The following is a 21823-nucleotide window of genomic DNA, read 5'->3' on the forward strand; positions in this document are numbered from 1 at the left end:
CGCCTCCGGGAAAGGTGCGCTGCCTGATGCCTTGCTGCGGTTTTCTTCCCGGCTTGCGCTGCGCTTAGCCGCGCTACGGGTTCACAACCGCCTGCGGATCGGTAGCCCGGACAGGCGCAACGCGCCGCCTCCGGGAAAGGTGCGCTGCCGGATGCTTTGCTGCGGTTTTCTTCCCGGTGGCGCTGCGCTTAGCCGGGCTACGGGTTCACAACCGCCTGCGGGCCGGTAGCCCGGGCAAGGCGCTTGCGCCGCGGCCCGGGGAAATTGCCGCCTACAGCCGCACAACGCCCCTGGCCGCCGCCTCATCACGCCACGCCAGCAGGGGCTGATAGTCCGCGCGCCGCATATCGCTGTAGCCGCAGATAAACAGCGCTTCGCAAAGCGGCCGGTAGCGTTCATCGCTCACCAGCTGCTGCAATGCCTCTCTCAGCAGCCCCAGCGTCGCCGCGGACGTCGTCGCCGACGTAATCAGCGGCAGACCCGGGGCGAGCGGGCTGCGCGCAATCACCGCCAGCCCCGCCAGCGCCTCCGGCTGATGATGCTGCAGCAGCGCCCAGGTCACGCAATCAATAGCGGCAATATCCGCCGTCCCCTGCTGAAGTTCACGCAGCGACTGGCGATGGCTGCCGCTAAACGCGACCGCCGAGAAGAAACGCCCATCGCGCGACAGCGGCGCGACCATGTTTAACAGCACGTTATAGCCGGACTGGGAATCCGGCGAATTGCACACGACCCGGCGCCCGCGAAAATCCGCCAGCGTCTGACCACCGTCCGCCTCACGTACCGCCAGCAGGCTGCGGTAGTTCCGCCCTTCGCATCCGGGCGCGGAATAGTGAAAACAGCCGACCGTTTGCACTGCCGGCAGCCGCGTCATCAGCGGATAACCGCAGGTCTGGCTCAACAGCAGCGCCGGATGGCGCCAGTGCGTCAGCAGATCCTCAGGTACCTGATACGACAGCGTATCCTCCTCCACCACGCCGCGGGCCGCCAGCAGCTGCCGCACCGCCCGCCAGAGCGCCTGAGTATCCTCGTCATTCACCGCGTACATCGGAAACGCCAGCCTTTCACTCATGCTCTTCATCCGCCTTACCCTGCTGGTTGAAGCCGGGATGGGCATTCACCGCCACCGGCCTGGCAAAAAAATGCCGCAGCCATTCACCGTAGCCGCGCACCACAAACCCGGCGTTGCGCCGCTGATACTCCGCCTGATTATGCAGATAGATTTTTCGCAGCCCGTACCACGGTACCCCCGGCAAATCGTGATGCACTGAATGGTAGTTGAGATTGAGGAACAGCACCCGCCAGACCAGCCCCGCCTCGTTAATCACCGAACGGGCCAGCGGATCGTCCGCGGCGCGGTGTTCAAGGAAAGAGCGCACTTTGGTCAACGCCAGCGCCGGGTAGCTGATAGCCAGCACGAAGTAAAGCGGCGAAAAGCCGAGGTGATTCATCCACGCGAACAGCGCCGCCAGCAGCAGGCCGTGAACCAGCCACATCGCTATTGTGTTCACCCGCCGGTGTCGAAATGCCGCCAGCGCGCTGCCGAGCGTCTGGGCAATATCCAGCAGCGGCGCCACCAGCAGCCTGCCGATAAACGTATTGCGCAGATGAATAAGGCTACGCTGCCAGGGGGCAAAACGCTGCCAGCTCTGCGGCGTAAAATAGTAGGATTCCGGATCGTCAACCGGCTGCGTCAGCAAATGATGATGATGGTGCGCCAGGTGCGAGTCGCGGTACAGCCCGTAGGGATACCAGACCGCCAGCGGCAGGGTCCCCAGCAGCTGGTTAAACCATGGTCGCGACGTGGGGTGACCGTGAATAAGCTCATGCTGCAATGACATATACCAGGCGGTGAACCAGATGAGCAGCAGCGTGGCGGGGAAAATGCCCAGCTCGCGCCACCAGGCCAGCGAGGCAAACCAGCCGCCGTAGACGGCAACGATCAGTAGCCAGGTGGGCAGCTCGCTGCGCCACAGCCAGCTACGGGAAAACTGATGAATCCGCTCGCGCTGCTGCGGATGCAGATAGACCGACCTGCTTTTTGCCATTCCTGCCACTGCCTTTTCGCGTTATCGTTTGATCCTCCGAAGATGTGAGATAACGCGTTAAATAACAAAGAATTTAAATCGCTTAGCTTTGCCAGAAAATCACCTTAGCCCTCGTTGAGCACGATGATATAACGCCACCCGGCGAGCATACTCACGCCCGCGCACGCCAGCAGCGACGCACCCAGCGATTGCCCCCACCCGGCCGCCAGCAGACCGGCGCCAATCAGGACATAATAAAACAGGCCGAAAAAGGCGCCGGCGGTGCCCCGACAGTCGCCGTAGGCGCTCAGCGCCGACCCCAGCACCAGCGGGATCGCCATGGCCCAGGCAAGGGTGACCAGCGCAACCGGCGCCACAAACCAGATTGATTCCCGCAGCACGTACACCGCGACGCCGCCGGCTAAGTGCAGAATGCAGGCGATGGCGAGTATCCGCCCCAGCGAGACATTCCGACGCAGCAGCCGGTGGTTAAGCAGCGCGCCGAGCAGCGAACCCGCGGCAAGCGACATACCGCTGTAGCCAAACGTCAGGGCATCAAGATCGAATCGGGCGAACAGAAACGGAGCCAGGCTGTAGTAGCTGAACAGGCTGACGTTAAATGCCGCCACCAGGATTGCCGCCAGGGCGATACGCGTATCGCCCACCATCCGCCGCAGCACGTGAAGAAACGGCCCTCTCCTGAGGTTTTGCGGACGCGTTTCCGGCATCAATGCCAGGCAGCCCAGCAGAAGCGCGGCGGCCAAAAGCGCCAGCGCGCTGAATACGCCGCGCATCCCCCAGAGGGCGGTCAACCCGCCGCCGATATAGACCCCGACGGCCGGGCTCACCGCCAGCGCCAGGCCGATAAACGAAAAAATTCCCGCCAGCTGCCGCCCGCGATAGCAGTCCCGCAGGACCGTCTGCGTCACCACTGAACCGGTTGCCGCGCCAGCGGCCGTGACGATCCGTGCCGCCAGCAGCAGCGAAAAATCCGTCGCCCACAGCGCCATCAGGCACCCCAATGCGTAAACCCCTAACCCCGCCAGCAGGGCCGGACGCCGGCCGTAGCGATCGCTGAATCCGCCCCACAGCAAAACGCCGACGGCAAAACCGATAAAGTACACGGAAAGGGTTAGCGCCGCCTGCGGCGCGCTCACGGAAAAACGGGCGCTGATATCGGTCAGCGCCGGGCTATAAATCGTTTCCGCTATTTGCGGAAACATCAGTAGCGCGGTCACCAGCACCAGCGCGGCACGTCCCAACATATCCACCTCCTGATTAACAAGAGGCGCTATTGTAGGGAAGCCGTTTATCGAACATTATAAACATAATGACTTTAAATATCGGAAATCAGACATTATGGCCTGGCTTGACGCTGACGCGGCATTCGATCCGGATGCGTTGAAAAGTAGCCTGATTGGCGTGCAGTCGGCGCTCGGTAACCACGACTCCGGCAGCCACTGGCATAAGATGGCGCAGATCCTGTTTACCCGTCAGGGATGCGTGCGTTTAACGCTCGACGATGGCGCCCTGCTGTGCCTGCTGCCGCCGGGGCGCGCGGCGTGGATCCCCGCTGAAGTCAGCCATCGCGCGGAGATGAAAAACATTGTCGACTATCGTTCCGTCTGGTTTCAGCCGCAGCGTTACCCTCAGTTGCCAACGCAGTCGGCGATACTCAACGTGGTGCCGCTGCTGCGCGAACTATTAGAGCGCATCAGCGCCAGCCCCTGGGATACCGACTGGGAGGCCGAGCCGGCACGGCATCTCGCCGCCCTGTGCCAGGCGGAAATTCGCGCCGCCGCGCGGGAGCCGATGATGCTCGCGCTGCCGCAGGATAAACGGCTGGCGATGGTTTGCGGCGACGCGCTGCCGCCGCCGCTTGGGACGCTCGCTGCCCGCTGCGGCGCCAGCGAAAAAACCATCAGCCGACTGTTTCGCCGCGATACCGGGATGTCCTACCAGCAGTGGCGTCAACAGTGGCGATTAATGAAAGCGGTCGAGATGCTGGCAACCGGGGGGCGGATTACCGATACGGCGCAGGCGCTCGACTTCGCCAGCGACAGCGCCTTTATCTACTTCTTCCGCACCATGACCGGCATGACGCCGGGGCGTTATTTTTCCGCCTGATGGTGGCCGCCCGGCGTGAACGGCGGCAGCTTCAGAAAGGTGTTCTGCAGCCCTTCGGACCACGCTTTGCGAATGGTATTGAAATAGGGATCGCTTTCGGTGATCCGATGCTGTTCGGCGCTGCTAAGGCTACCGCTGCGGTACAGCAGGGTGTCCAGCGGCAGCCCCACCGAAAGATTGCTGCGCAGGGTGGAGTCGATCGAAATCAGCGCGCAGCACATCGCCTGCTCCAGGGGAGTATCGATGGTCAGAACCCGGTCGATAATCGGCTTGCCGTATTTGCTCTCGCCAATCTGGAAATAGGGCGTGTCGCGCGTGGCTTCAATAAAGTTGCCTTCCGGATAGATATGAAACAGCCGGTGCGTTTCGCCGGCGATCTGCCCGCCGAGCAGCAGGTTGCAGTTGAAGTTGGTATTGCCGCAGTTCTGCTGATTGCTGCTGTCGCGCTGAATCACCTCCTGTAAGGTTTTACCGATCAGCATCGCCGCGTCGTATAGCGAGGTCACCTGCATCAGGTTAGGCTCCTGCTGGGTGCGAATGCGGGCGCTGAGCAGGCTAATCACGCTCTGAGTGGTGGCCAGGTTGCCCGCCGACTGCAGGACCATGACCCGTTCGCCATCCTGATGGAAAACGTGCAGTTTTTTAAACGTTGCAATATGGTCCACTCCCGCGTTGGTGCGGGAGTCTGAGGCAAATACCAGTCCATCTGACAAACACATGGCCACACAGTAGGTCATCGTTTTTTGTTCCTGCCGTTATTGCTGCTGCGCCTGCTGCGAATGCTCGCGCACTTCAGCGTTAGTTAACATGATTTCCCCCCCGCCGCCGAGGCGGGTGCCGCGTACCGGGCACGCATCAAGATAGTCCAGCCCGGTCGCCAGCCGCAAATGTTGATTCAGGCTGCGGGTGTTATTGGTGATATCAAACGACTGCCAGCGCTCGTTGAGCCACACTTCGGCCCAGGCGTGCATGGCGACGTGCTCGGCGTTATCGCTGTAAACGTAGCCGCTGACGTAGCGCGCCGGGATCTCCAGCGCCCGACAGCAGGCGAGAAACACGTGGGTGTGATCCTGGCAAACCCCTTTCGCGCGCGCAAAGGCATCGGCGGCGGAGTCCTGCACCTGGGTGGCGCCCGGCGAATAGGGCATTCTCAGCAGCAGCTCGGCCATTAACCGGTTCAGGCTCTCCTCCTGCGCCTCCGGCTGATACCAGCGCTGAGCGAATTCGCGGATCGGGCCGTCGGCGCGGGTGAGCGGCGTACAGCGCAAGAAAACCAGCGGCGACAGCAGCTCCTGCGGCTCCGTGCCGATGTCGTCCCCCTCTTCCGCGATATCGACGATCCCGCTGGCGCGGATGGTAATCTCTTTATGCGGATTATCCAGCGTCAGCACGTGCAGCACGTTGCCCCAGGCGTCGGTGGTAGCGACGGCGGAACCGTCCGGCAGGGTTAATGTCCAGGCGGTGATCTTCTGCCGACCGCTGCTGCGCGGCGTCAGGCGCAGATACTGGGTCGAAAACTTCACTTCTTCATCGTAGCCGTAGCGGGTCAGGTGATCGATAACCAGTTTCATAACGCCTCCAGATAGGTTTGTCTGATGCTGTCGGAAAGCGCGTTAATCCGCGCCAGCAGTGCATTAAGGGTGACCTGTAAATCGGCCTGCGCCAGATCGTCGCGGGTGCTGAAACGCAGGTCGACGTTGAGCTGGTGCGCCAGCCGCAGCGGCAAGTGCGAGCGGTCGTTGGCAATCTGTTCCAGCTGCCCGACGAGGTCGGAAATACTCGCTCTCAGCGATCTCGGCACATCGTTGCGCAGGATCAGCAGCTCCATCACCGTTTCGCGGCTGACCGGCTGGCGGTAAATGCTGTTGTAGGCCTCGCGGGCGCTGACCGCATTAAGTAGCGTATCCAGCCGGTAGTACTCGCGTACCGGATCGGGATCGCTGTTCAACTGCTGATCCTTAATCAACAGCAGCTGCGCGGTGGCGGATGCCCGCTCGATCAGCGTCCCGATCCCGATAAAGCTCAGGGCGTCGTTACGCAGCAGCGTGCCGAGGATCGCCCCGCGAAACAGATGTACCCGCTCTTTTACCCACTCAAAGAAAGCGTCGTTGCCCAGCTCGCCGATCCCCTGCTGGCGCAGCTTTCGCAGCTCAATGCGCGTGGCGTTGATGCTTTCCCACACCTCCGCCGACAGGCTGCCGCGCACCGCATGGGCGTTGTTCCACGCCATCTCGACGCAGCTGAAAATGCTGTACGGGTTGTTGCCGTCGAGCGCGAAAAAATTAAGCAGGTTGCTCATAGTGAAACGCGCGTGCCGCGCCTGAAACAGCTCATGGGTCAGCGACAGATTCAGCGGCAAGGCTAAATCCCGTGACTGCTGGCTGTGGCGGGGGATCATCGACAGCTTCCAGGTCACGTCCAGCACCCGGGCATAGCTTTCCGCGCGCTCAAGGTAGCGCGCCATCCAGAAGAGTTCACTCGCTGTGCGGCTTAACATGATTCATCATCCTCCATCACCCAGGTATCCTTGGTGCCGCCGCCCTGCGACGAGTTCACCACCAGCGAGCCTTCGGTTAGCGCCACCCGCGTCAGCCCGCCGGGAACCAGGCGGATCTCCTGGCCGGAAAGGACGAAGGGACGTAAATCGATATGGCGCGGCGCCAGCCCCTCGTCGACAAAGGTTGGGCAGGTCGACAGCGCCAGGGTGTCCTGGGCGATATAGTTGGCCGGATTCGCCAGCAGGCGCTGGCGAAACGCATCGCGCTCCTCTTTGGTCGAGCGCGGGCCAACCAGCATGCCGTAGCCGCCCGCGCCGTGAACCTCTTTCACGACCATCAGTTCAAGATTGCTCAGCACGTAGCTGAGATCTTCCGCCTTACGACACTGCCAGGTGGGAATATTGCTCAGGATCGGCTGCTCGCCCAGATAGAAGCGGATCATCTCCGGTACGAAGGGGTAGATCGATTTATCGTCGGCGACGCCGGTACCGATGGCGTTGGCCAGCACCACGCCCCCGGCGCGATACACCGACAGCAGCCCCGGAACGCCTAGCATGGAGTCGGCGCGGAAGGCCAGCGGGTCAAGGTATGCGTCGTCGATACGCCGGTAAATGACGTCCACGCGCCGCGGTCCTTCGGTGGTGCGCATGTACACCGCCCCGGTTTTAATAAACAGATCCGCGCTTTCCACCAGCTCAACGCCCATCTGCTGGGCCAAAAAGCTGTGTTCAAAATAGGCGCTGTTAAACCGCCCCGGGGTCATCACCACCACGCACGGATCGTCCACCGGCGAGCTTTCGCGCAGCGTTTGCAGCAGATAGCTGGGGTAGCGTTCTACCGGCGCAATATGGTGCTGTTCGAACATTTCGGGATACAGCCGCATCATCATTTTGCGGTTTTCCAGCATATAGGAGACGCCGGAGGGGGTGCGCAGATTATCCTCCAGCACGTAATACTGGCCGTCGCTGTTGCGCACCATATCGACTCCGGTGATATGGGCGTAGGTGTTATTGGGTAAATTTATCCCCTGCATACAGGGTTGATACTGTTCGTTCGCCAGCACCTGTTCGGCCGGGATCAGCCCCGCGCGAAGGATATTTTGATCGTGGTAGATATCGTAAAGAAAAGCGTTGAGCGCTTTCACCCGCTGGCGGATGCCGCGGTCAATCCGCTGCCACTCGCCGGCGGGAATAATACGCGGCACGCTGTCGAAAGGGATCAGTCGTTCGGTGCCCTCATCCTCGCCGTAGACGTTAAAGGTGATGCCGATGCGGTGAAAGAGCAGCTCCGCCTGCTCTTTCTTCTGCCGGATAGAGAATTGATCGGTACTGCGAAACCATTGCCACCAGGCGTTATAGTGCTGACGCTGCTCTCCCTGTGCGGTAAGCATCTCATCATAATAATGCCCGTCAGGAAGCGTTATTTTTATCATGGCCGTCTCCTCCGGTTGTACTCACTTTGAGGTAATCCCGGTAAGAGATAAGCATTAATTATGCCAGGTAACGCAGCGCGGCGGCGCGGCGTTACGCTGTTATGCCATGACGCTGAATTGAATAAAAAACAATCAGACGCTTTGCTTATTTATGGCCTGTTTTTCGCTTAAAGCGCACCAATTTGGGGCAAGTCGATTCACGCGATGCTAACGCGCCGCGAGCCACGCAGCGTAGCGCTCGGGCCACTCGACGCTGGACGTACCGGCCCGGCCCAGCGCAAAACCGTGACCGCCGCTGGCGTAACGATACAGGGTGACCGGGACCTGATGCTGACGGCAGGCGGCGGCCATTATCAACGTATTGTGCGGATCGGAGACATTATCGTCCTCCGCCTGAACCAGAAAACAGGGCGGCGTCCGCCCGCTGACCCAGGTTTGTACCGACCAGGCGCGATCCACCTCCTCCGCGGCGTGAGGCCCGGCGAGGAGCCGATGGGTGGCGGTATGGGTGTACGGAGGTTCGAGAGAAATCACCGGATAAATCAGCGCGGCGCCGTCGGCCCGGGGCGGGGTGTCGTCCACGCCGTCGATCGGCGAGTAAGAGGCAAAATCAGCGCGACAGGCAGCCATTCCCGACAAATGTCCGCCGGCGGAAAACCCCAGAAGGCTGACTTTGGCTTCCCGCTGACGAATCAGGCGCAGCGCCCGCTGAGCGTCCTGCAGCGGAGCAAGGCCGCCCGCTTGCCACCCCTCCCCGGGAAGACGATAGGTCAGCACGTACGCGGTATAGCCGCGCATCGTTAGCCAGCGCGCGGCGGGCCAGGCCTCCTTCGCCATTTCAATGCGTCGATAGCCGCCGCCGGCAGCAATTAATACGCCGTGGCCGCGTGGCGCTGCGGGACGCCATACCGTCAGTTCAGGCTGGACGATATGGCTTAGCGCGCCGCGTGCCGATAAGCGAACGGGGCCGTCCGGTCCGCCGCCGCCGGGAGGCACGCCAGGCCACAGGCGGATCGTTTGCTGGCTTTCAGCGGCGCGAAGACGACCGCCCGCCAGCAGCGCGGCGGCGCTTAAAAACAAAAAATGGCGTCGGTTCATCGGCGGCTCCTGAGACGGAAATTAGTCATTAACGAGCCTGAGCTCCAGCCAGTCCACCACCAGACCCGGCTTGATAAAATCAAAGTCTACGCGATATTTCCCCGACTGTAGCTCAATCCGACACAGCTTCTGCACAATCTCACGACCGAGCGTACCGTTGGTCTGGATCGTCGCCACAAATTGTTCATTAAGCAGCAGGTTGCAGGCGGTTTGTGCGAGCGGCGCACCGTTAGCGTGAACGCTCACCAGCACGTCATATACCGCTGTTCGCTCAACGCTCAGCACCAGCTCCTCGTCGTAGCGCAGCCGCGACTGCTCGGCGATTTTAATTGCGCCAGGACAGGCCCCATCGCACGCAGGATCCGCCGCCAGGCGAATAATCCCCGCCCGCGGCATCTCCCCGCGCTTAAAGACCTGCGTCTGCATCATAAAGTCGAGGATGTTTATCGCGCAGCGCTGAAGCTCACCGAGCGTTAGCTCGCCTGTCGCCAGCGCCGCCAGGGTATTATCTCCCCCCGCATTAACTTCCGCGCCGTTATTATTGACCACCATATAAAGGTCGTTCTGCGCGCGGATCATCGCCGCGGTGTTGTGAGTGCTCGCCGCGCCGCCATCGATGGGATCGTTCATCGTTGCCCACCAGTCGGTCATCACGATCCCGCGAAAGCCCCACTCCTCGCGCAGTACGGTGGTGGTGAGATCGTAGTTGGATGCGGCATGGTGGCCGTTGACCGGGTTATAAGCGGTCATTACCGCATTTGCGCCGCCGGATTTCACCGCATACTCAAAACCTTTGAGATAGATTTCACGCAGCGCGCGCTCTGACACCACCGAATCCGCTTTGGCTCTGGCGAACTCCTGATTGTTGCAGGCAAAGTGCTTGAGGGTGGCAATCCCGCCGCCGCTGCGAATGCCGCGAACCACCGCCGCCGCCATCATCCCGGTGAGCAGCGGATCTTCGGAAAAGTACTCAAAATTACGCCCGTTCAGCGGATGGCGCTGGATGTTCATCCCCGGCCCTAACAGCAGGTCGATACCGTTGCGCAGCAGCTCTTTGCCTTCCATCACGTATAAGCGTTCCACGAGGATCGGGTCCCAGCTGGAGGCCAATAATGTACCGCTGGGAAGCAAAGTGGCCTTCGCGCCGTTATCCATGCGAATCCCGGATGGGCCGTCGGCGGTCGATGCCAGAGGAATGCCTTTTTCCAGCAGGCTGTCGGCTACGCCGCCAAAAGCCGATGCGACGCCGGGCGTCACTTTGTGGCTACACATGCCTTCTCCGCGCACCAGGCAGGCCAGTTCCTCAACAGACAGCTGAGCAACAAAGGCATTCATCGTGGTACGCCCTTCAGCCACGTCGTTGAGCGTCAGTCCCTGATTACCGGTAAGGGTGATAGCCTCTGGCAAACGCTCCTCAATGCGCGCGCGCAGATTAATCTCCCGCCGCGGCACGTCCTCCCACTCGATCTGATAGCGCCCATCATCGCCGTCCGCGACCGGTTTTATACGTACGAAAGGCACCGTCGGCGCCAGCACCTGCTGATGGCAGGAGAGGATCCGCAGCGTTTTCTGCGCGTACCCCGCCTCGCCGTCAACCGGCAGCGGCTGTAAATCGCGCACGCTGTTACCAAGCAGCAAGCGATAAAGCCCTGGCTCCATCACATAACAGTGTGGATGCCCGGTCGCCCCGCTATCGTCCAGAGAAGCAAAGCGTTCCAGCGGAATTGATAACGTTAAGGTCTCGCTTTCCCCCGGTTGCAGCAGGCGAGTTTTGGCAAAAGCCACCAGCGCTTTGGCCGGTTTGCCGAGCGCCCCCTGCGGCGCCTGGAGGTAGATTTGCACCACTTCTTTTCCCGCGAAGCGCTCCCCGCGATTGGTCACGGTGACGGTCGCCTTGATCAGGTCGCCAAAGGTCTCCGCCCGCGCCGATTGCAGGGTGAAAGAGGTGTATGAGAGACCAAAGCCAAAGGGGAACTGCAGGCTCTGCGCAGAGAAGGTTTCGAAATAGCGATAGCCAACGTAGATATCTTCCTGGTAGAGATTTTTTTCTTCCGCACCCCAGCAGGGGGATGCCGGATGATCGTCCAGCGATATCACAATGCTGCCAACCAGCTTACCTGAAGGGGTCACATCACCGTATAGCAACGAGGCTGCGGCCTGTGCGCCGTGCGCGCCACCGTGCCAGACATACAGAAGCGCGTGAATGCGTTGACGCAGCAGCGGATCGTCAGCCCATGAGAGATCGATAAGCCCGGCGGTATTCAACACGACTGCCACTTCATCAAACTCTCGGCATACCTGGTGTAGCATGTGCTTCTCATCGGCCGTGAGCCGGTACCCGCCTTCAACATCGGCATTATCCTGATCTTCACCCGCGGTACGACCGAGGACAATAACCGCCTGGGTCGAGACGGCGCGGGCCTGACGAATCTGCTCATCGCTCAGCGGCATCTCCTGCTGGTACCAGGGTTCCGCTGCCCAGCCCCCTCCGCCGTTGTCGAAGGGATGTTGTTCAATCCAGCTTTCGTAAAGCGCAGCCAGTTGCTCATTGAGCCTGCCCCTGCTTCGCTCCCGCATCGCCTGCAGCAAGGTTGTGCTGCTCACCACGTTAACCGCCCCGCCGGAACCGGTACCGCTGCGATAGTAGTCAATCTGCGTACGGCCAAATAGTGAAACCGGCTGCAGAGGATTAAGTGGGAGCATTCCGCGATCGTTTCTCAGCAATACCGCGCCTTCGGCGGCAGCGGCAGTGGCAAATTCGGCAAACCCTTCCAGCGGAGTGCCCGCTTTACTGTCAAACATGGTGTAGTCCTGTTAACTCGAGCCTCCGCAGGAGGCGTAATGGCATAATGAACAGAGCCCGCACAATGCGGGCTCTGCTTTGATCAGAAGAAATATTTGAAACGTAGACGGCCGCCGTAGCGGGAGTCTTCATGTTTGTCGCCATCCGTTGGTTTCGCTTCAATCCACGAGGCGTAAGCGCCAAGGTAGATGTTGAAGTTCTTCATATCCATGACATTGGGGAACAGGTACGATGCGTGAATGGTGTGGATATCGTAGTCACCCACGTTGGAGATCCAGCAGCCATCGTCGCAGGTAGAGACATAATTAGCCGAGTTAAACTTGTCGATTTTGTTGTGGGCGTAGATGTAACCCAGTTCAAAACGATGCCAGAGGGAGTTAATAGCTGCGGTGAAATCCTTCTCATCGGAGGCATCCATATAGGCCACGTTCAGGTTAGTGGTGACCCCATCTTCCGGATCGGTTTTTTGTCCATTCCATGACATCGTCAAGCCATAGCCGGTACGGTCCGACTGGTCGACCCAACTGCCGCGATTGTCGTAATAACCGTAAGCATTCTTCACGACGTTCTTTTCCATCGCTACTGCGGTAGAGAAGCGACCGCTATTCCACGCAATCACCGGACGTAAATAGGCGACGTTTTTCTCATTTTCCAGGGTATTGCCGTGATAGCTGGAGTCCTGGAACAGCGTACTGCCGTTTTCCACCAGGTTATTAAGTTCGAAATACCAGTTATCTATCGTTTTACTGAGCAGGAAGTTGCCGCCGCTGCTGCTACGGCCGCGGCCCTCTTTCATCATGTAAATATAGCCGTAGCCATCGCTATAGAGGTCGTTAGCCGTGTTGCCGGAATATTCGATAAACGTATCCTGATTCAGCGGGAACATATCGTAGGCCTCGAAACGACCAACTTTTACCTTCCAGTCATCTTCCCTGCCAAAGAAGAATACCGCATCGTCAAGGTTCATTTTACCGGTCATATCAGCCAGCGGCTGGGCGGAGAAACCGGCAAAATTGCCGTTATCCATTTTGCGCATACCATCGAAGCCCAGCAGAATACGGCCGTTAATATCCCAACGTTCTTTAGTACCCGGCGCCCAGTTTTTATTCGAAGAGGTTTTTACCGACGTCAGGCTACCGCTACCGCTGGCACCATCCATATTGAATTCCACATCACCATAAAACTTCAGGTCGCCATAGCCTGAGAGCGTAAGTTTCGTAGGAGTCGCGCCGGGAACGACCGGCTCAGCGGCATCGACTTTCACCGCCGGCGCGGTTTTTGCTGGCGTTGTTTGCTGTTGTTTAAGCGTTTGTATCTGCGCTTCAGCGTCCGCGGCGCGCTGTTCAGCGTTAATTAATCTTTGCTCCAGTTGCGCAAGGCGCTGGTCAATATCGGCAGAGGTATTATTTTTTGCTGCTATCACATTAGAGGACATAATGGCGCCAATAGCCAAAGCCATATATTTTATTTTCATTTGAATATCCCTAAATTAATTATTGTTTATTTCATTCAGGATACACCTGTGGCTATGTGAAGATGAATTCACAACGCCACAAGTGTTATTCTGTTATTTTCAGGACTCGGCAAAAGTTCCTTTTTTCAAATCATCAACAATGCCATTCATTCTATTTTCTGTTAAGCCATAGAATTTAATAGAGACTGCGGTAAGAACATAGAAAATTGACGGTACCAGCGTGAACAATAGCACTACGCCATGTACCGCAGAGGCTGGTTGCACCGTGGTGTTAGCCGCGTAATGGTAGTAAGCCAGCACCCATCCAAGAATCGCACCACCAACGGCTACGCCGAGCTTAATCACAAAAATATTCGCCGCGACGTTCATTCCAGTGATACGACGCTGGGTTTTCCATTCACCATAGTTATTCACGTCGGTAATCATCGACCACTGCAGCGCGCCGTTGCCGCCCTGAATAATAGAGATCAGAATATGCACGCCGAGCACCAGCACCCAATATTGTACCGGCACCATAAAGCATACGACGCCCAGCGCAGCGGTGACGAGATTTATCCAGAAAGAGAGTCTGACCTTACAGAAACGCGTACCAAACGGTTTTGCCAGCACCGAACCCAGCATGGAGGCAAACATCCCGCCGAGCATGAATATTGTAATAACGTCCGCACCTTTATTCAGCACGCTATTGACGTAATATACCACCGCCCCGCCGCGAATCACCACGGCAACCAGCATCATAAAGTTGTAAACGGAGAGAATACGCCACTGATCGTTGCGGAAAAGAATTTTCACATCGCGGGCAATATTCAGATTTTCTTCTTTTATCGGCTGGACGCGCTCTTTAGTGGTCGCGAAACAGACGACAAACATCAGGCAGCCGATAACGCCAAATATCGCCATGGAGACCTGAATACCCGTCGCCCGATCGCCAGGATAAAGAAGATCAGCCAGCGGTAAAATAAACGCGGTACCCAGCGCGCCGCCAATCGGCGTGATGGCAAAACGCCAGGATTGCAGAGAGAGGCTTTCACGCGGATCGGAAGTCAGCGCCGCACCCAGCGAGCAGTAAGGAATATTAATGGCGGTGTACATCAACGTCATAAATATATATGCCGCAACCGCATAAACCACTTTCCCCGAGTCGGAGAAAGACGGTATGGAGTAAACCAGCACGCAGCTCACGGCAAAAGGTACGCAGATAGCCAGCAGCCACGGACGGAAGCGCCCCCAGCGGGTTGAGGTGGCATCCGCAATCGCCCCCATAATCGGATCGGTAATCGCATCCAGCAGACGAACCAGCAAAAACATCGTCCCCATCACGGCGGGCGGTAGACCATAAATATCGGTATAGAAGTAGGCTAAGATGGCAACGGAGGAGTCAAATACAATATGGCTCGCTGCGTCCCCCAGGCTGTAACCTACTTTTTCTCTGACAGAAATTTTGTCGCCAGCAGACATACATCACTCCTTTACGAAAAAATGAAACCGGTTTCTGTAATGTCTGCATTTTTTACTTTTCTCTCCTACAGATGCCATTATGTTTTTTTATTAATTATTTATGTTTTTTTATTTATGTGATCCTGTCAGCCTTCAATGGTATTAGAACCCGTTTTTTTGTTTGGCAGATCACATGTTTTAATACTTCGCTAACTTTTTTCAGGCGACAGGGATGAGCAGATAAAAATGCCATATAGGAATACCATGCCGCTTGTCTATTTATTTTTCTTATTCGCGGATTATGTTTTTTATCAATTGCCAGATATTCAGCGAAAATATCCCCCGAAGTACCCTACAAGACAGCGCTGTTTTAACCGCCAATATTTTGTCGGTGCGGAACAGAGCAGTGCCCGGTAAATACTCTGTTTTCACTTAAAATGTTACCTCGGACACGCGCAGCGGCGGATATTCGTCTAAGGTTTTCTGATGGCCGAATGCAGTGGCACATAGTCTGCAATGATAAGGAGAACAATCTATGACGAGTCCCGTTTCCCGTCGCCCCGCTACCCTGCCTTTTGCTCTTCGTCTGGCGCTAGGGGGCGCGTTTGTCGCCCTGGCGACGTTGACGGCTCAGGCTGAAGAAACCCGTCCCACCCCGCAATCACCCGATATCCTGCTCGGTCCGCTATTTAACGATGTGCAAAGCGCGAAACTTTTTTCTGACCAGAAAACGTTTGCTGACGCCATTCCGAACGGCGACCCGCTGATGATCCTTGCCGATTATCGTATGCAGAAAAGCCAGACCAGCTTTGATTTGCGGCACTTCGTAGAACTCAACTTTACCCTGCCTCGCGAAAACGACCAGTACGTTCCGCCAAAAGGACAAACGCTGCGCCAGCATATCAACGGATTATGGCCCGTACTGACCCGCAGTACCGTCGACGTCGAAAAATGGGATTCGCTGCTGCCGCTGCCAAAGCCCTACGTGGTGCCCGGCGGACGCTTTCGCGAAGTCTATTACTGGGACAGCTACTTCACCATGCTCGGCCTGGCTGAGAGCGGCCACTGGGATAAAATTGAAGATATGGTGACCAACTTCGCCGCGGAGATCGACGCCTGGGGCCATATTCCCAACGGCAACCGCACCTACTATCTGAGCCGCTCGCAGCCGCCGTTCTTCCCGTTTATGGTTGAACTGCTGGCCACGCACGAGGGCGATGAGGCGCTCAAAAAATGGCTGCCGCAGATGGAGAAAGAGTACCAGTACTGGATGGATGGCGCTGAGGCGCTTGAGCCCGGTAGCGCCAATAAGCGCGTGGTGCGGATGGCCGACGGCGCCCTGCTCAACCGCTACTGGGACGATAACGACACGCCGCGTCCGGAATCCTGGCTGGACGACGTCACAACCGCCAAAAACAATCCCAACCGCCCGGCCACTGAAATCTACCGCGATCTGCGCTCCGCCGCGGCATCCGGCTGGGACTTCAGCTCCCGCTGGATGGATAACCCGCAGCAGCTCGGCACCATCCGCACCACCTCGATTGTTCCGGTCGATCTGAACTCGCTGATGTTCCACATGGAAAAAACCATCGCCCGCGCCAGTAAAGCGGCAGGGGATAGCGCTAAATCCGCGCAGTATGACGCATTAGCCAACGCCCGTCAGAAAGCGCTGGAGAAATATCTGTGGAACGATAAAGAGGGCTGGTACGCCGATTACGATCTGAAAAGTCATAAGGTGCGCAATCAGCTGACCGCCGCGGCGCTGTTCCCGCTGTACGTCAACGCCGCCTCCAGCGAACGCGCCGCGAAGGTCGCCGCCGCCACCGAAGCGCGACTGCTCAAGCCCGGCGGCCTGACCACCACGACCGTCAATAGCGGCCAGCAGTGGGATGCGCCGAACGGCTGGGCGCCGCTGCAGTGGGTCGCCGCTGAAGGCCTGCAAAAGTATGGCCAGCAGAAAATCGCAATGGAGGTGAGCTGGCGGTTCCTCAGCAACGTTCAGCACACCTACAACAGCGAACAGAAGCTGGTGGAAAAATATGATGTCAGCTCGACCGGAACAGGCGGCGGTGGCGGAGAGTATCCGCTACAGGACGGCTTTGGCTGGACCAACGGCGTCACCCTGAAGATGCTGGACCTGGTGTGTCCGAAAGAGAAGCCGTGTGACTCCGTCCCCACCGCGCGCCCGGCGGCGAATGACGACAACGGCAAAGCGGCGGACGCCTCGGCGCAGCCTGCCGCTCAGCAGCCGGCTGCGGTAGAGGAGAAAAAAGTCGCGCCGTAAACCTCCGCGCGGCGGGGGCCCGCCGCGCGTCTTTATCAATGTGCAGTTCCAGAATCGGCCGGGCCGATGGCTCCCCGGCAAGCTGAGCCTGCGGGGAGCGCCCTTTACATGGCGTCCAGCGCCTTCTGCAGCTTCCAGATATAGCGCGGCGCCTGCGGTGCCGGGTGCTTTTTCACCACGTGCTCAAAGAAATCATCGGCGTCCATATCGTTAATCTCTTCAATCGCATCCTGGCGATTGGACGAGAACGTCCGCAGCAGCGCGCCCGCGCCGTTGGCATAGGACACCACCACCGCATAGCGCATCACCTGCGGGTCTTTAATCCCCGCCAGCGGACCGTTTTCGAGGATGCTGAGGTAGGCCGCCCCCATCGAAATATTGCGCTCGGGATTCTTCAGCTCGCTCACCGAAGGATCCCCGCTCCAGCCCATCCGCCGGTAAACATCGCGACCGGAGGTCGAGGGCTTCAGCTGCATCAGACCAACCGCGCCGGATTTGCTGACCACCGTCGGGTTACCGCCGGACTCAATGGCGATGATGGCGGTAATCAGCTGGGGATCGACGCCCCACGCCGCACCGGCTTTTTCGCTGATTGGCATCCACTGCATCGCCCGCTTAACCGGGACTTCCGGGTTCCACGGCGGGTTACGATAATCGTGTTTTGAACTACAACCGGCCAACAATACACATAAAAAAACACACCATCTCAATTTCACACATCTATCCTTATTGGCTGAAGTTTGCCGCACGGAGATGACAATAAACGCTCCAGGCGGCATGATAACCCTTTCATTCTTAGCAAGGAATTGTCATGTCTCAGTTTTATCTCGTAGCCCCTTCCGGTTACTGCATCAACCAGGAGGCGGCGTATCGCGGCGTGCAGCGTCTGCAGGAGGCCGGGCATCAGGTCGCGCACCAGGAAGTCATTCCCCGCCGGGCGCTGCGCTTTGCCGGAACTGAGAATGAACGCCTTGCCGATATCAACCAGCTCGCCGCCCTCGCCGGTAAAAACCGCATCGTGCTGGCGGTACGCGGCGGCTACGGCGCGACTCGCCTGCTGCCGCAGATTGACTGGCAGGCGCTGATCGCCCGCCAGCAGCAGGATCCGCTGCTTATTTGCGGCCACAGCGATTTCACCGCCATCCAGCTGGGGCTGCTGGCAAAGGGTAGCATAATCACTTTTAGCGGGCCGATGCTGGCGGGAAACTTCGGCGCTGAAACGCTGAACGAATTTACCGAGCACCATTTCTGGCAGGCGCTGCGCAACCCGGCGTTTACGCTTGAATGGCACGGTGAAGGCCCGGACTGTCGCGCCGACGGCACGCTGTGGGGCGGCAACCTGGCGATGCTGACCTCGCTTATCGGCACCCCGTGGATGCCGCAGATTAGCGACGGAATTCTGGTGGTGGAAGATATTAACGAACACCCGTTCCGCGTCGAACGCATGCTATTACAGCTGCTCAACAGCGGTATTCTCGCGCGCCAGCGGGCGATTATCCTCGGCAGTTTTACCGGCGCAGACGCCAACGACTACGATGCCGGATACGATCTGCCGATGGTATACGACTACCTTCGCCAGCAGCTTAACATTCCGGTCATCAGCGGCCTGGATTTCGGTCACGAGCAGCGTACGGTCACCCTGCCGCTTGGCGCCAGAGCATTGCTGGTCAACAACGCATCCATCACCACGTTAAGCATCAGCGGCCACCCGGTTCTGGCGGAATAAAAATTCCTCTAACGCATATCCCGATCGGCGTCAGATTGTTAAAATGGTGTAGTTTTTAATTTATCTTCACGCCGGTAAGGAGTACGTCAACATTGGACGCCGCTGCGGTCATCAGTCTGTTTATCCTGGGTTCTGTTTTAGTAACCTGTAGTATTTTATTAAGTTCCTTTTCCTCACGCCTCGGCATCCCGATTCTGGTTATCTTCCTGGCGATTGGGATGCTGGCGGGCATTGACGGTATCGGCGGCATTCCGTTTGACAACTACCCTTTCGCCTACATGGTGAGCAACCTGGCGCTGGCGGTTATCCTGCTTGACGGCGGGATGCGCACTCAGGCCAGCTCTTTTCGCGTGGCGCTGTGGCCCGCCCTCTCGCTCGCCACGGTCGGGGTGCTAATCACCTCGGCCCTGACCGGACTGATGGCGGCCTGGCTGTTTCATCTCAACCTGATTGAAGGGCTGCTGATCGGCGCTATCGTCGGCTCAACCGATGCCGCGGCGGTATTCTCACTCCTCGGCGGTAAAGGGCTGAACGAACGCGTCGGCTCGACGCTGGAAATTGAATCCGGCAGCAACGACCCGATGGCGGTGTTCCTGACCATTACCCTTATCGAGATGATTCAGCAGCACGAGACCGGCCTGAGCTGGATGTTCGCGGTGCATATCGTGCAGCAGTTCGGGTTGGGTATCGCTATTGGCCTCGGCGGCGGCTATCTGCTGCTGCAGATGATTAACCGCATTGTGCTGCCGGCCGGGCTTTATCCTCTGCTGGCGCTGAGCGGCGGGATCATGATTTTCGCCGCCACCACCTCGCTGGACGGCAGCGGCATCCTCGCGGTCTACCTGTGCGGATTCCTGCTCGGCAACCGGCCGATTCGCAACCGCCACGGTATCCTGCAAAACTTCGACGGCCTGGCGTGGCTGGCGCAGATCGCCATGTTCCTGGTGCTCGGCCTGCTGGTCACCCCGTCCGACCTGTGGCCTATCGCCATCCCGGCGCTCATTCTGTCGATGTGGATGATCTTTATCGCCCGTCCGCTGTCGGTGTTTGCCGGTCTGCTGCCGTTTCGCGGCTTCAACCTGCGCGAGCGGATATTTATCAGCTGGGTGGGCCTGCGCGGCGCGGTGCCGATTATTCTCGCCGTCTTCCCGATGATGGCGGGCCTGGAGAATGCGCGGTTGTTCTTTAACGTGGCCTTCTTCGTGGTGCTGGTCTCGCTGCTTTTACAGGGGACCTCGCTCTCCTGGGCGGCGAAGAAAGCCAAAGTGGTGGTGCCGCCGGTCGGCTCGCCCATCTCCCGCGTCGGGCTGGATATCCATCCGGAAAACCCGTGGGAGCAGTTCGTGTACCAGCTTAGCGCCGAAAAATGGTGCGTCGGCGCGGCGCTGCGCGACCTGCATATGCCGCCGGAGACGCGGATTGCCGCGCTGTTTCGCGACAACGTACTCCTGCACCCTACCGGCAGTACCCGACTGCTGGAAGGCGATATTCTCTGCGTGATTGGCCGCGAGCGCGACCTGCCCGCGCTGGGTAAACTGTTCAGCCAGTCGCCGCCGGTGGCGCTGGATCAGCGCTTCTTCGGTGATTTTATTCTCGATGCCAGTGCCAGATTTGCCGACGTCGCGCAGATTTACGGCATTGACGGGGGAGAAGAGTTTCGCGATCGCCAGCAGTCTCTGGGTGACGTCATACAGCACCTGTTAGGCGCCGCCCCGGTGGTCGGCGACCAGGTGGAATTTGCCGGGATGGTGTGGACGGTGGCGGAAAAAGAAGAGGATCACGTACTGCGGGTTGGCGTACGGATGGCGGAAGATGAGGCGGAGTGATCCGCCTCAGGCTAAGTTACACCGTCACAACCGGTACGCGCGGCGCGAGCGCGCACATTAATTCATATCCGACGGTGCCGCAGGCGGCCGCGACATCGTCAATTTTGATCTCTTTGCCCCACAGCTCAACCGGCGCGCCGATCCCTGCCTGCGGGCATGGGGTCAAATCCACGGCCAGCATATCCATTGAGATGCGCCCGACCGTCACGGTGCGTACGCCGTCAACCAGCACCGGCGTACCGCTCGGCGCCAGCCGCGGGTAACCATCAGCATAGCCGCAGGCAACGATGCCGATACGCCGCTCCTCCGCCGCGCGCCAGGTTGCGCCGTAGCCGACCGCTTCACCGGCTTTCAGGTTCTGTACGGCAATAATTTCGCTGCTTAGCGTCATCACCGGTTTCAGCCCGGTGTTGGCCACGTCCTGCCACAGGCCGGAAGGCGAGGCGCCGTACAGCACGATCCCCGGCCTCACCCAGTTAAAATGCGACTCCGGATGCCACAAGGTTGCCGCCGAGTTCGCCAGCGAGCGCGGGCAATCCAGCCCTTCCGCCGCCTGCTCAATACGCCGCATCGGCTCGACAATGCCGTCCGGGTTTTCCGCTTCGGCGAAATGCGACATTAACGTCATTTCGCTGACGTTACCCAGCGCTCGCAGCTGCTGCCAGACGATGTGCAAACGGTCCGGCATAAAACCCAGCCGATTCATCCCGCTATTCACCTTGACGTAAATATCGAGGGGCGCGTGCAGCTTCGCCTGCTGCAGCGCCTTGATTTGCCAGTTACTGTGCACGCTGGTAGTCAATCTGTATTTATCAAACAGCGCCAGCTCATCGGCATGGAAGAAACCTTCCAGCATCAGTATCGGCCCTTTCCAGCCGAGCTCGCGCAGCAGGATCGCCTCTTCAAGATTGAGCATCGCGAAACCGTCCGCGGCGCTCAGCGCGTTCCAGACCCTTGCCAGGCCGTGGCCATAAGCATTGGCTTTGACCACCGCCCACAGGCGCGAGCCGGGCGCCGCGCGGCGAACAATGTGTTGATTCTGGCGTAAGGCTGACATATCAATGCTGGCCTTTACAGGACGAGACATGAAA

Annotated in this window: 18 protein-coding genes; 5 read left to right on the forward strand and 13 right to left on the reverse strand. The window is 58.7% G+C overall.

Annotated elements, in window-relative coordinates; translation table 11 throughout:
• Positions 1–229, forward strand: a 229-nt coding sequence (locus tag ABLU67_RS14865; protein WP_348852361.1) for a hypothetical protein, incomplete at its 5' end; no start/stop codon positions are given.
• Between the two features lie 42 nt (positions 230–271).
• Here ABLU67_RS14865 and ABLU67_RS14870 read toward each other — a convergent pair.
• The 3 genes from ABLU67_RS14870 to ABLU67_RS14880 all read right to left on the reverse strand — a co-directional run bounded on the left by ABLU67_RS14870 (position 272) and on the right by ABLU67_RS14880 (position 3292).
• Positions 272–1072, reverse strand: a complete 801-nt coding sequence (locus tag ABLU67_RS14870) for a PhnD/SsuA/transferrin family substrate-binding protein (RefSeq protein WP_201993336.1) — start codon at positions 1070–1072, stop codon at positions 272–274.
• Positions 1065–2048, reverse strand: coding sequence for a fatty acid desaturase (locus ABLU67_RS14875; RefSeq protein WP_014229788.1), 984 nt, complete (start codon positions 2046–2048; stop codon positions 1065–1067). Before ABLU67_RS14875 ends, ABLU67_RS14870 begins: the two co-directional genes overlap by 8 nt.
• 104 nt (positions 2049–2152) lie before the next feature.
• Positions 2153–3292, reverse strand: coding sequence for an MFS transporter (locus ABLU67_RS14880; protein WP_348852362.1), 1140 nt, complete (start codon positions 3290–3292; stop codon positions 2153–2155).
• A 94-nt stretch (positions 3293–3386) separates the two neighbouring features.
• Here ABLU67_RS14880 and ABLU67_RS14885 point away from each other — a divergent pair, with 94 nt between their 5' ends.
• Entirely contained in the window at positions 3387–4154 is a 768-nt protein-coding gene (locus ABLU67_RS14885) for a helix-turn-helix transcriptional regulator (RefSeq protein WP_201993337.1), read from the forward strand.
• On the opposite strand, the gene ABLU67_RS14890 is transcribed toward ABLU67_RS14885, so the two are convergent.
• The 8 genes from ABLU67_RS14890 to ABLU67_RS14925 all read right to left on the reverse strand — a co-directional run bounded on the left by ABLU67_RS14890 (position 4139) and on the right by ABLU67_RS14925 (position 14917).
• Complete coding sequence (locus ABLU67_RS14890; RefSeq protein ID WP_102802954.1) at positions 4139–4891, reverse strand: proteasome-type protease; 753 nt, start codon at positions 4889–4891, stop codon at positions 4139–4141. The two genes, ABLU67_RS14885 and ABLU67_RS14890, sit on opposite strands and share 16 nt — an antisense overlap.
• Before the next feature lie 18 nt (positions 4892–4909).
• The gene (locus tag ABLU67_RS14895; protein ID WP_048263754.1) at positions 4910–5725 is read right to left on the reverse strand and encodes a transglutaminase family protein; all 816 of its coding nucleotides are present in this window, start codon (positions 5723–5725) and stop codon (positions 4910–4912) included.
• Positions 5722–6651, reverse strand: coding sequence for an alpha-E domain-containing protein (locus ABLU67_RS14900; RefSeq protein WP_004103215.1), 930 nt, complete (start codon positions 6649–6651; stop codon positions 5722–5724). The genes ABLU67_RS14895 and ABLU67_RS14900 overlap by 4 nt, the downstream gene beginning before the upstream one ends.
• The gene (locus ABLU67_RS14905) at positions 6645–8084 is read right to left on the reverse strand and encodes a circularly permuted type 2 ATP-grasp protein (RefSeq protein WP_014229793.1); all 1440 of its coding nucleotides are present in this window, start codon (positions 8082–8084) and stop codon (positions 6645–6647) included. The genes ABLU67_RS14900 and ABLU67_RS14905 overlap by 7 nt, the downstream gene beginning before the upstream one ends.
• Positions 8085–8291: 207 nt before the next feature.
• The gene (locus ABLU67_RS14910; RefSeq protein WP_348852363.1) at positions 8292–9182 is read right to left on the reverse strand and encodes an alpha/beta hydrolase; all 891 of its coding nucleotides are present in this window, start codon (positions 9180–9182) and stop codon (positions 8292–8294) included.
• 21 nt (positions 9183–9203) lie between these two features.
• Positions 9204–11984, reverse strand: a complete 2781-nt coding sequence (locus ABLU67_RS14915) for a glycoside hydrolase family 3 N-terminal domain-containing protein (protein WP_348852364.1) — start codon at positions 11982–11984, stop codon at positions 9204–9206.
• Positions 11985–12067: 83 nt separating this feature from the next.
• Complete coding sequence (locus ABLU67_RS14920) at positions 12068–13459, reverse strand: carbohydrate porin (protein WP_122116768.1); 1392 nt, start codon at positions 13457–13459, stop codon at positions 12068–12070.
• Positions 13460–13558: 99 nt separating this feature from the next.
• On the reverse strand, positions 13559–14917 hold the full coding sequence (locus ABLU67_RS14925) for a glycoside-pentoside-hexuronide (GPH):cation symporter (RefSeq protein WP_025106155.1): 1359 nt from the start codon (positions 14915–14917) through the stop codon (positions 13559–13561).
• A gap of 514 nt (positions 14918–15431) precedes the next feature.
• On the opposite strand from ABLU67_RS14925, the gene ABLU67_RS14930 reads away from it, so the two are divergent.
• Complete coding sequence (locus tag ABLU67_RS14930; protein WP_201993347.1) at positions 15432–17180, forward strand: alpha,alpha-trehalase; 1749 nt, start codon at positions 15432–15434, stop codon at positions 17178–17180.
• A gap of 104 nt (positions 17181–17284) precedes the next feature.
• On the opposite strand, the gene emtA is transcribed toward ABLU67_RS14930, so the two are convergent.
• The gene (gene emtA / locus ABLU67_RS14935; RefSeq protein ID WP_009651970.1) at positions 17285–17896 is read right to left on the reverse strand and encodes a membrane-bound lytic murein transglycosylase EmtA; all 612 of its coding nucleotides are present in this window, start codon (positions 17894–17896) and stop codon (positions 17285–17287) included.
• Positions 17897–17991: 95 nt separating this feature from the next.
• Between emtA and ldcA the strand changes: the two genes are divergently transcribed.
• Together ldcA and ABLU67_RS14945 are read left to right on the forward strand one after the other, a co-directional pair.
• A complete protein-coding gene (gene ldcA, locus ABLU67_RS14940; protein ID WP_257198789.1) occupies positions 17992–18906 on the forward strand; it encodes a muramoyltetrapeptide carboxypeptidase in 915 nt (304 codons plus the stop codon).
• 92 nt (positions 18907–18998) lie between these two features.
• Positions 18999–20732 carry a potassium/proton antiporter gene (locus tag ABLU67_RS14945; RefSeq protein ID WP_004851981.1) on the forward strand — a complete coding sequence of 578 codons (1734 nt, stop codon included), beginning with the start codon at positions 18999–19001 and terminating at the stop codon, positions 20730–20732.
• Between the two features lie 16 nt (positions 20733–20748).
• Here the strand turns inward: ABLU67_RS14945 and dadX are convergent, their stop codons facing one another.
• Positions 20749–21819, reverse strand: coding sequence for a catabolic alanine racemase DadX (gene dadX, locus ABLU67_RS14950; RefSeq protein ID WP_057173640.1), 1071 nt, complete (start codon positions 21817–21819; stop codon positions 20749–20751).
• Between the last annotated feature and the right edge of the window lie 4 nt (positions 21820–21823).

Origin of the sequence: Klebsiella sp. GN_Kp190 (assembly GCF_040061795.1) — a bacterium.
Lineage (GTDB): Bacteria > Pseudomonadota > Gammaproteobacteria > Enterobacterales > Enterobacteriaceae > Klebsiella > Klebsiella michiganensis.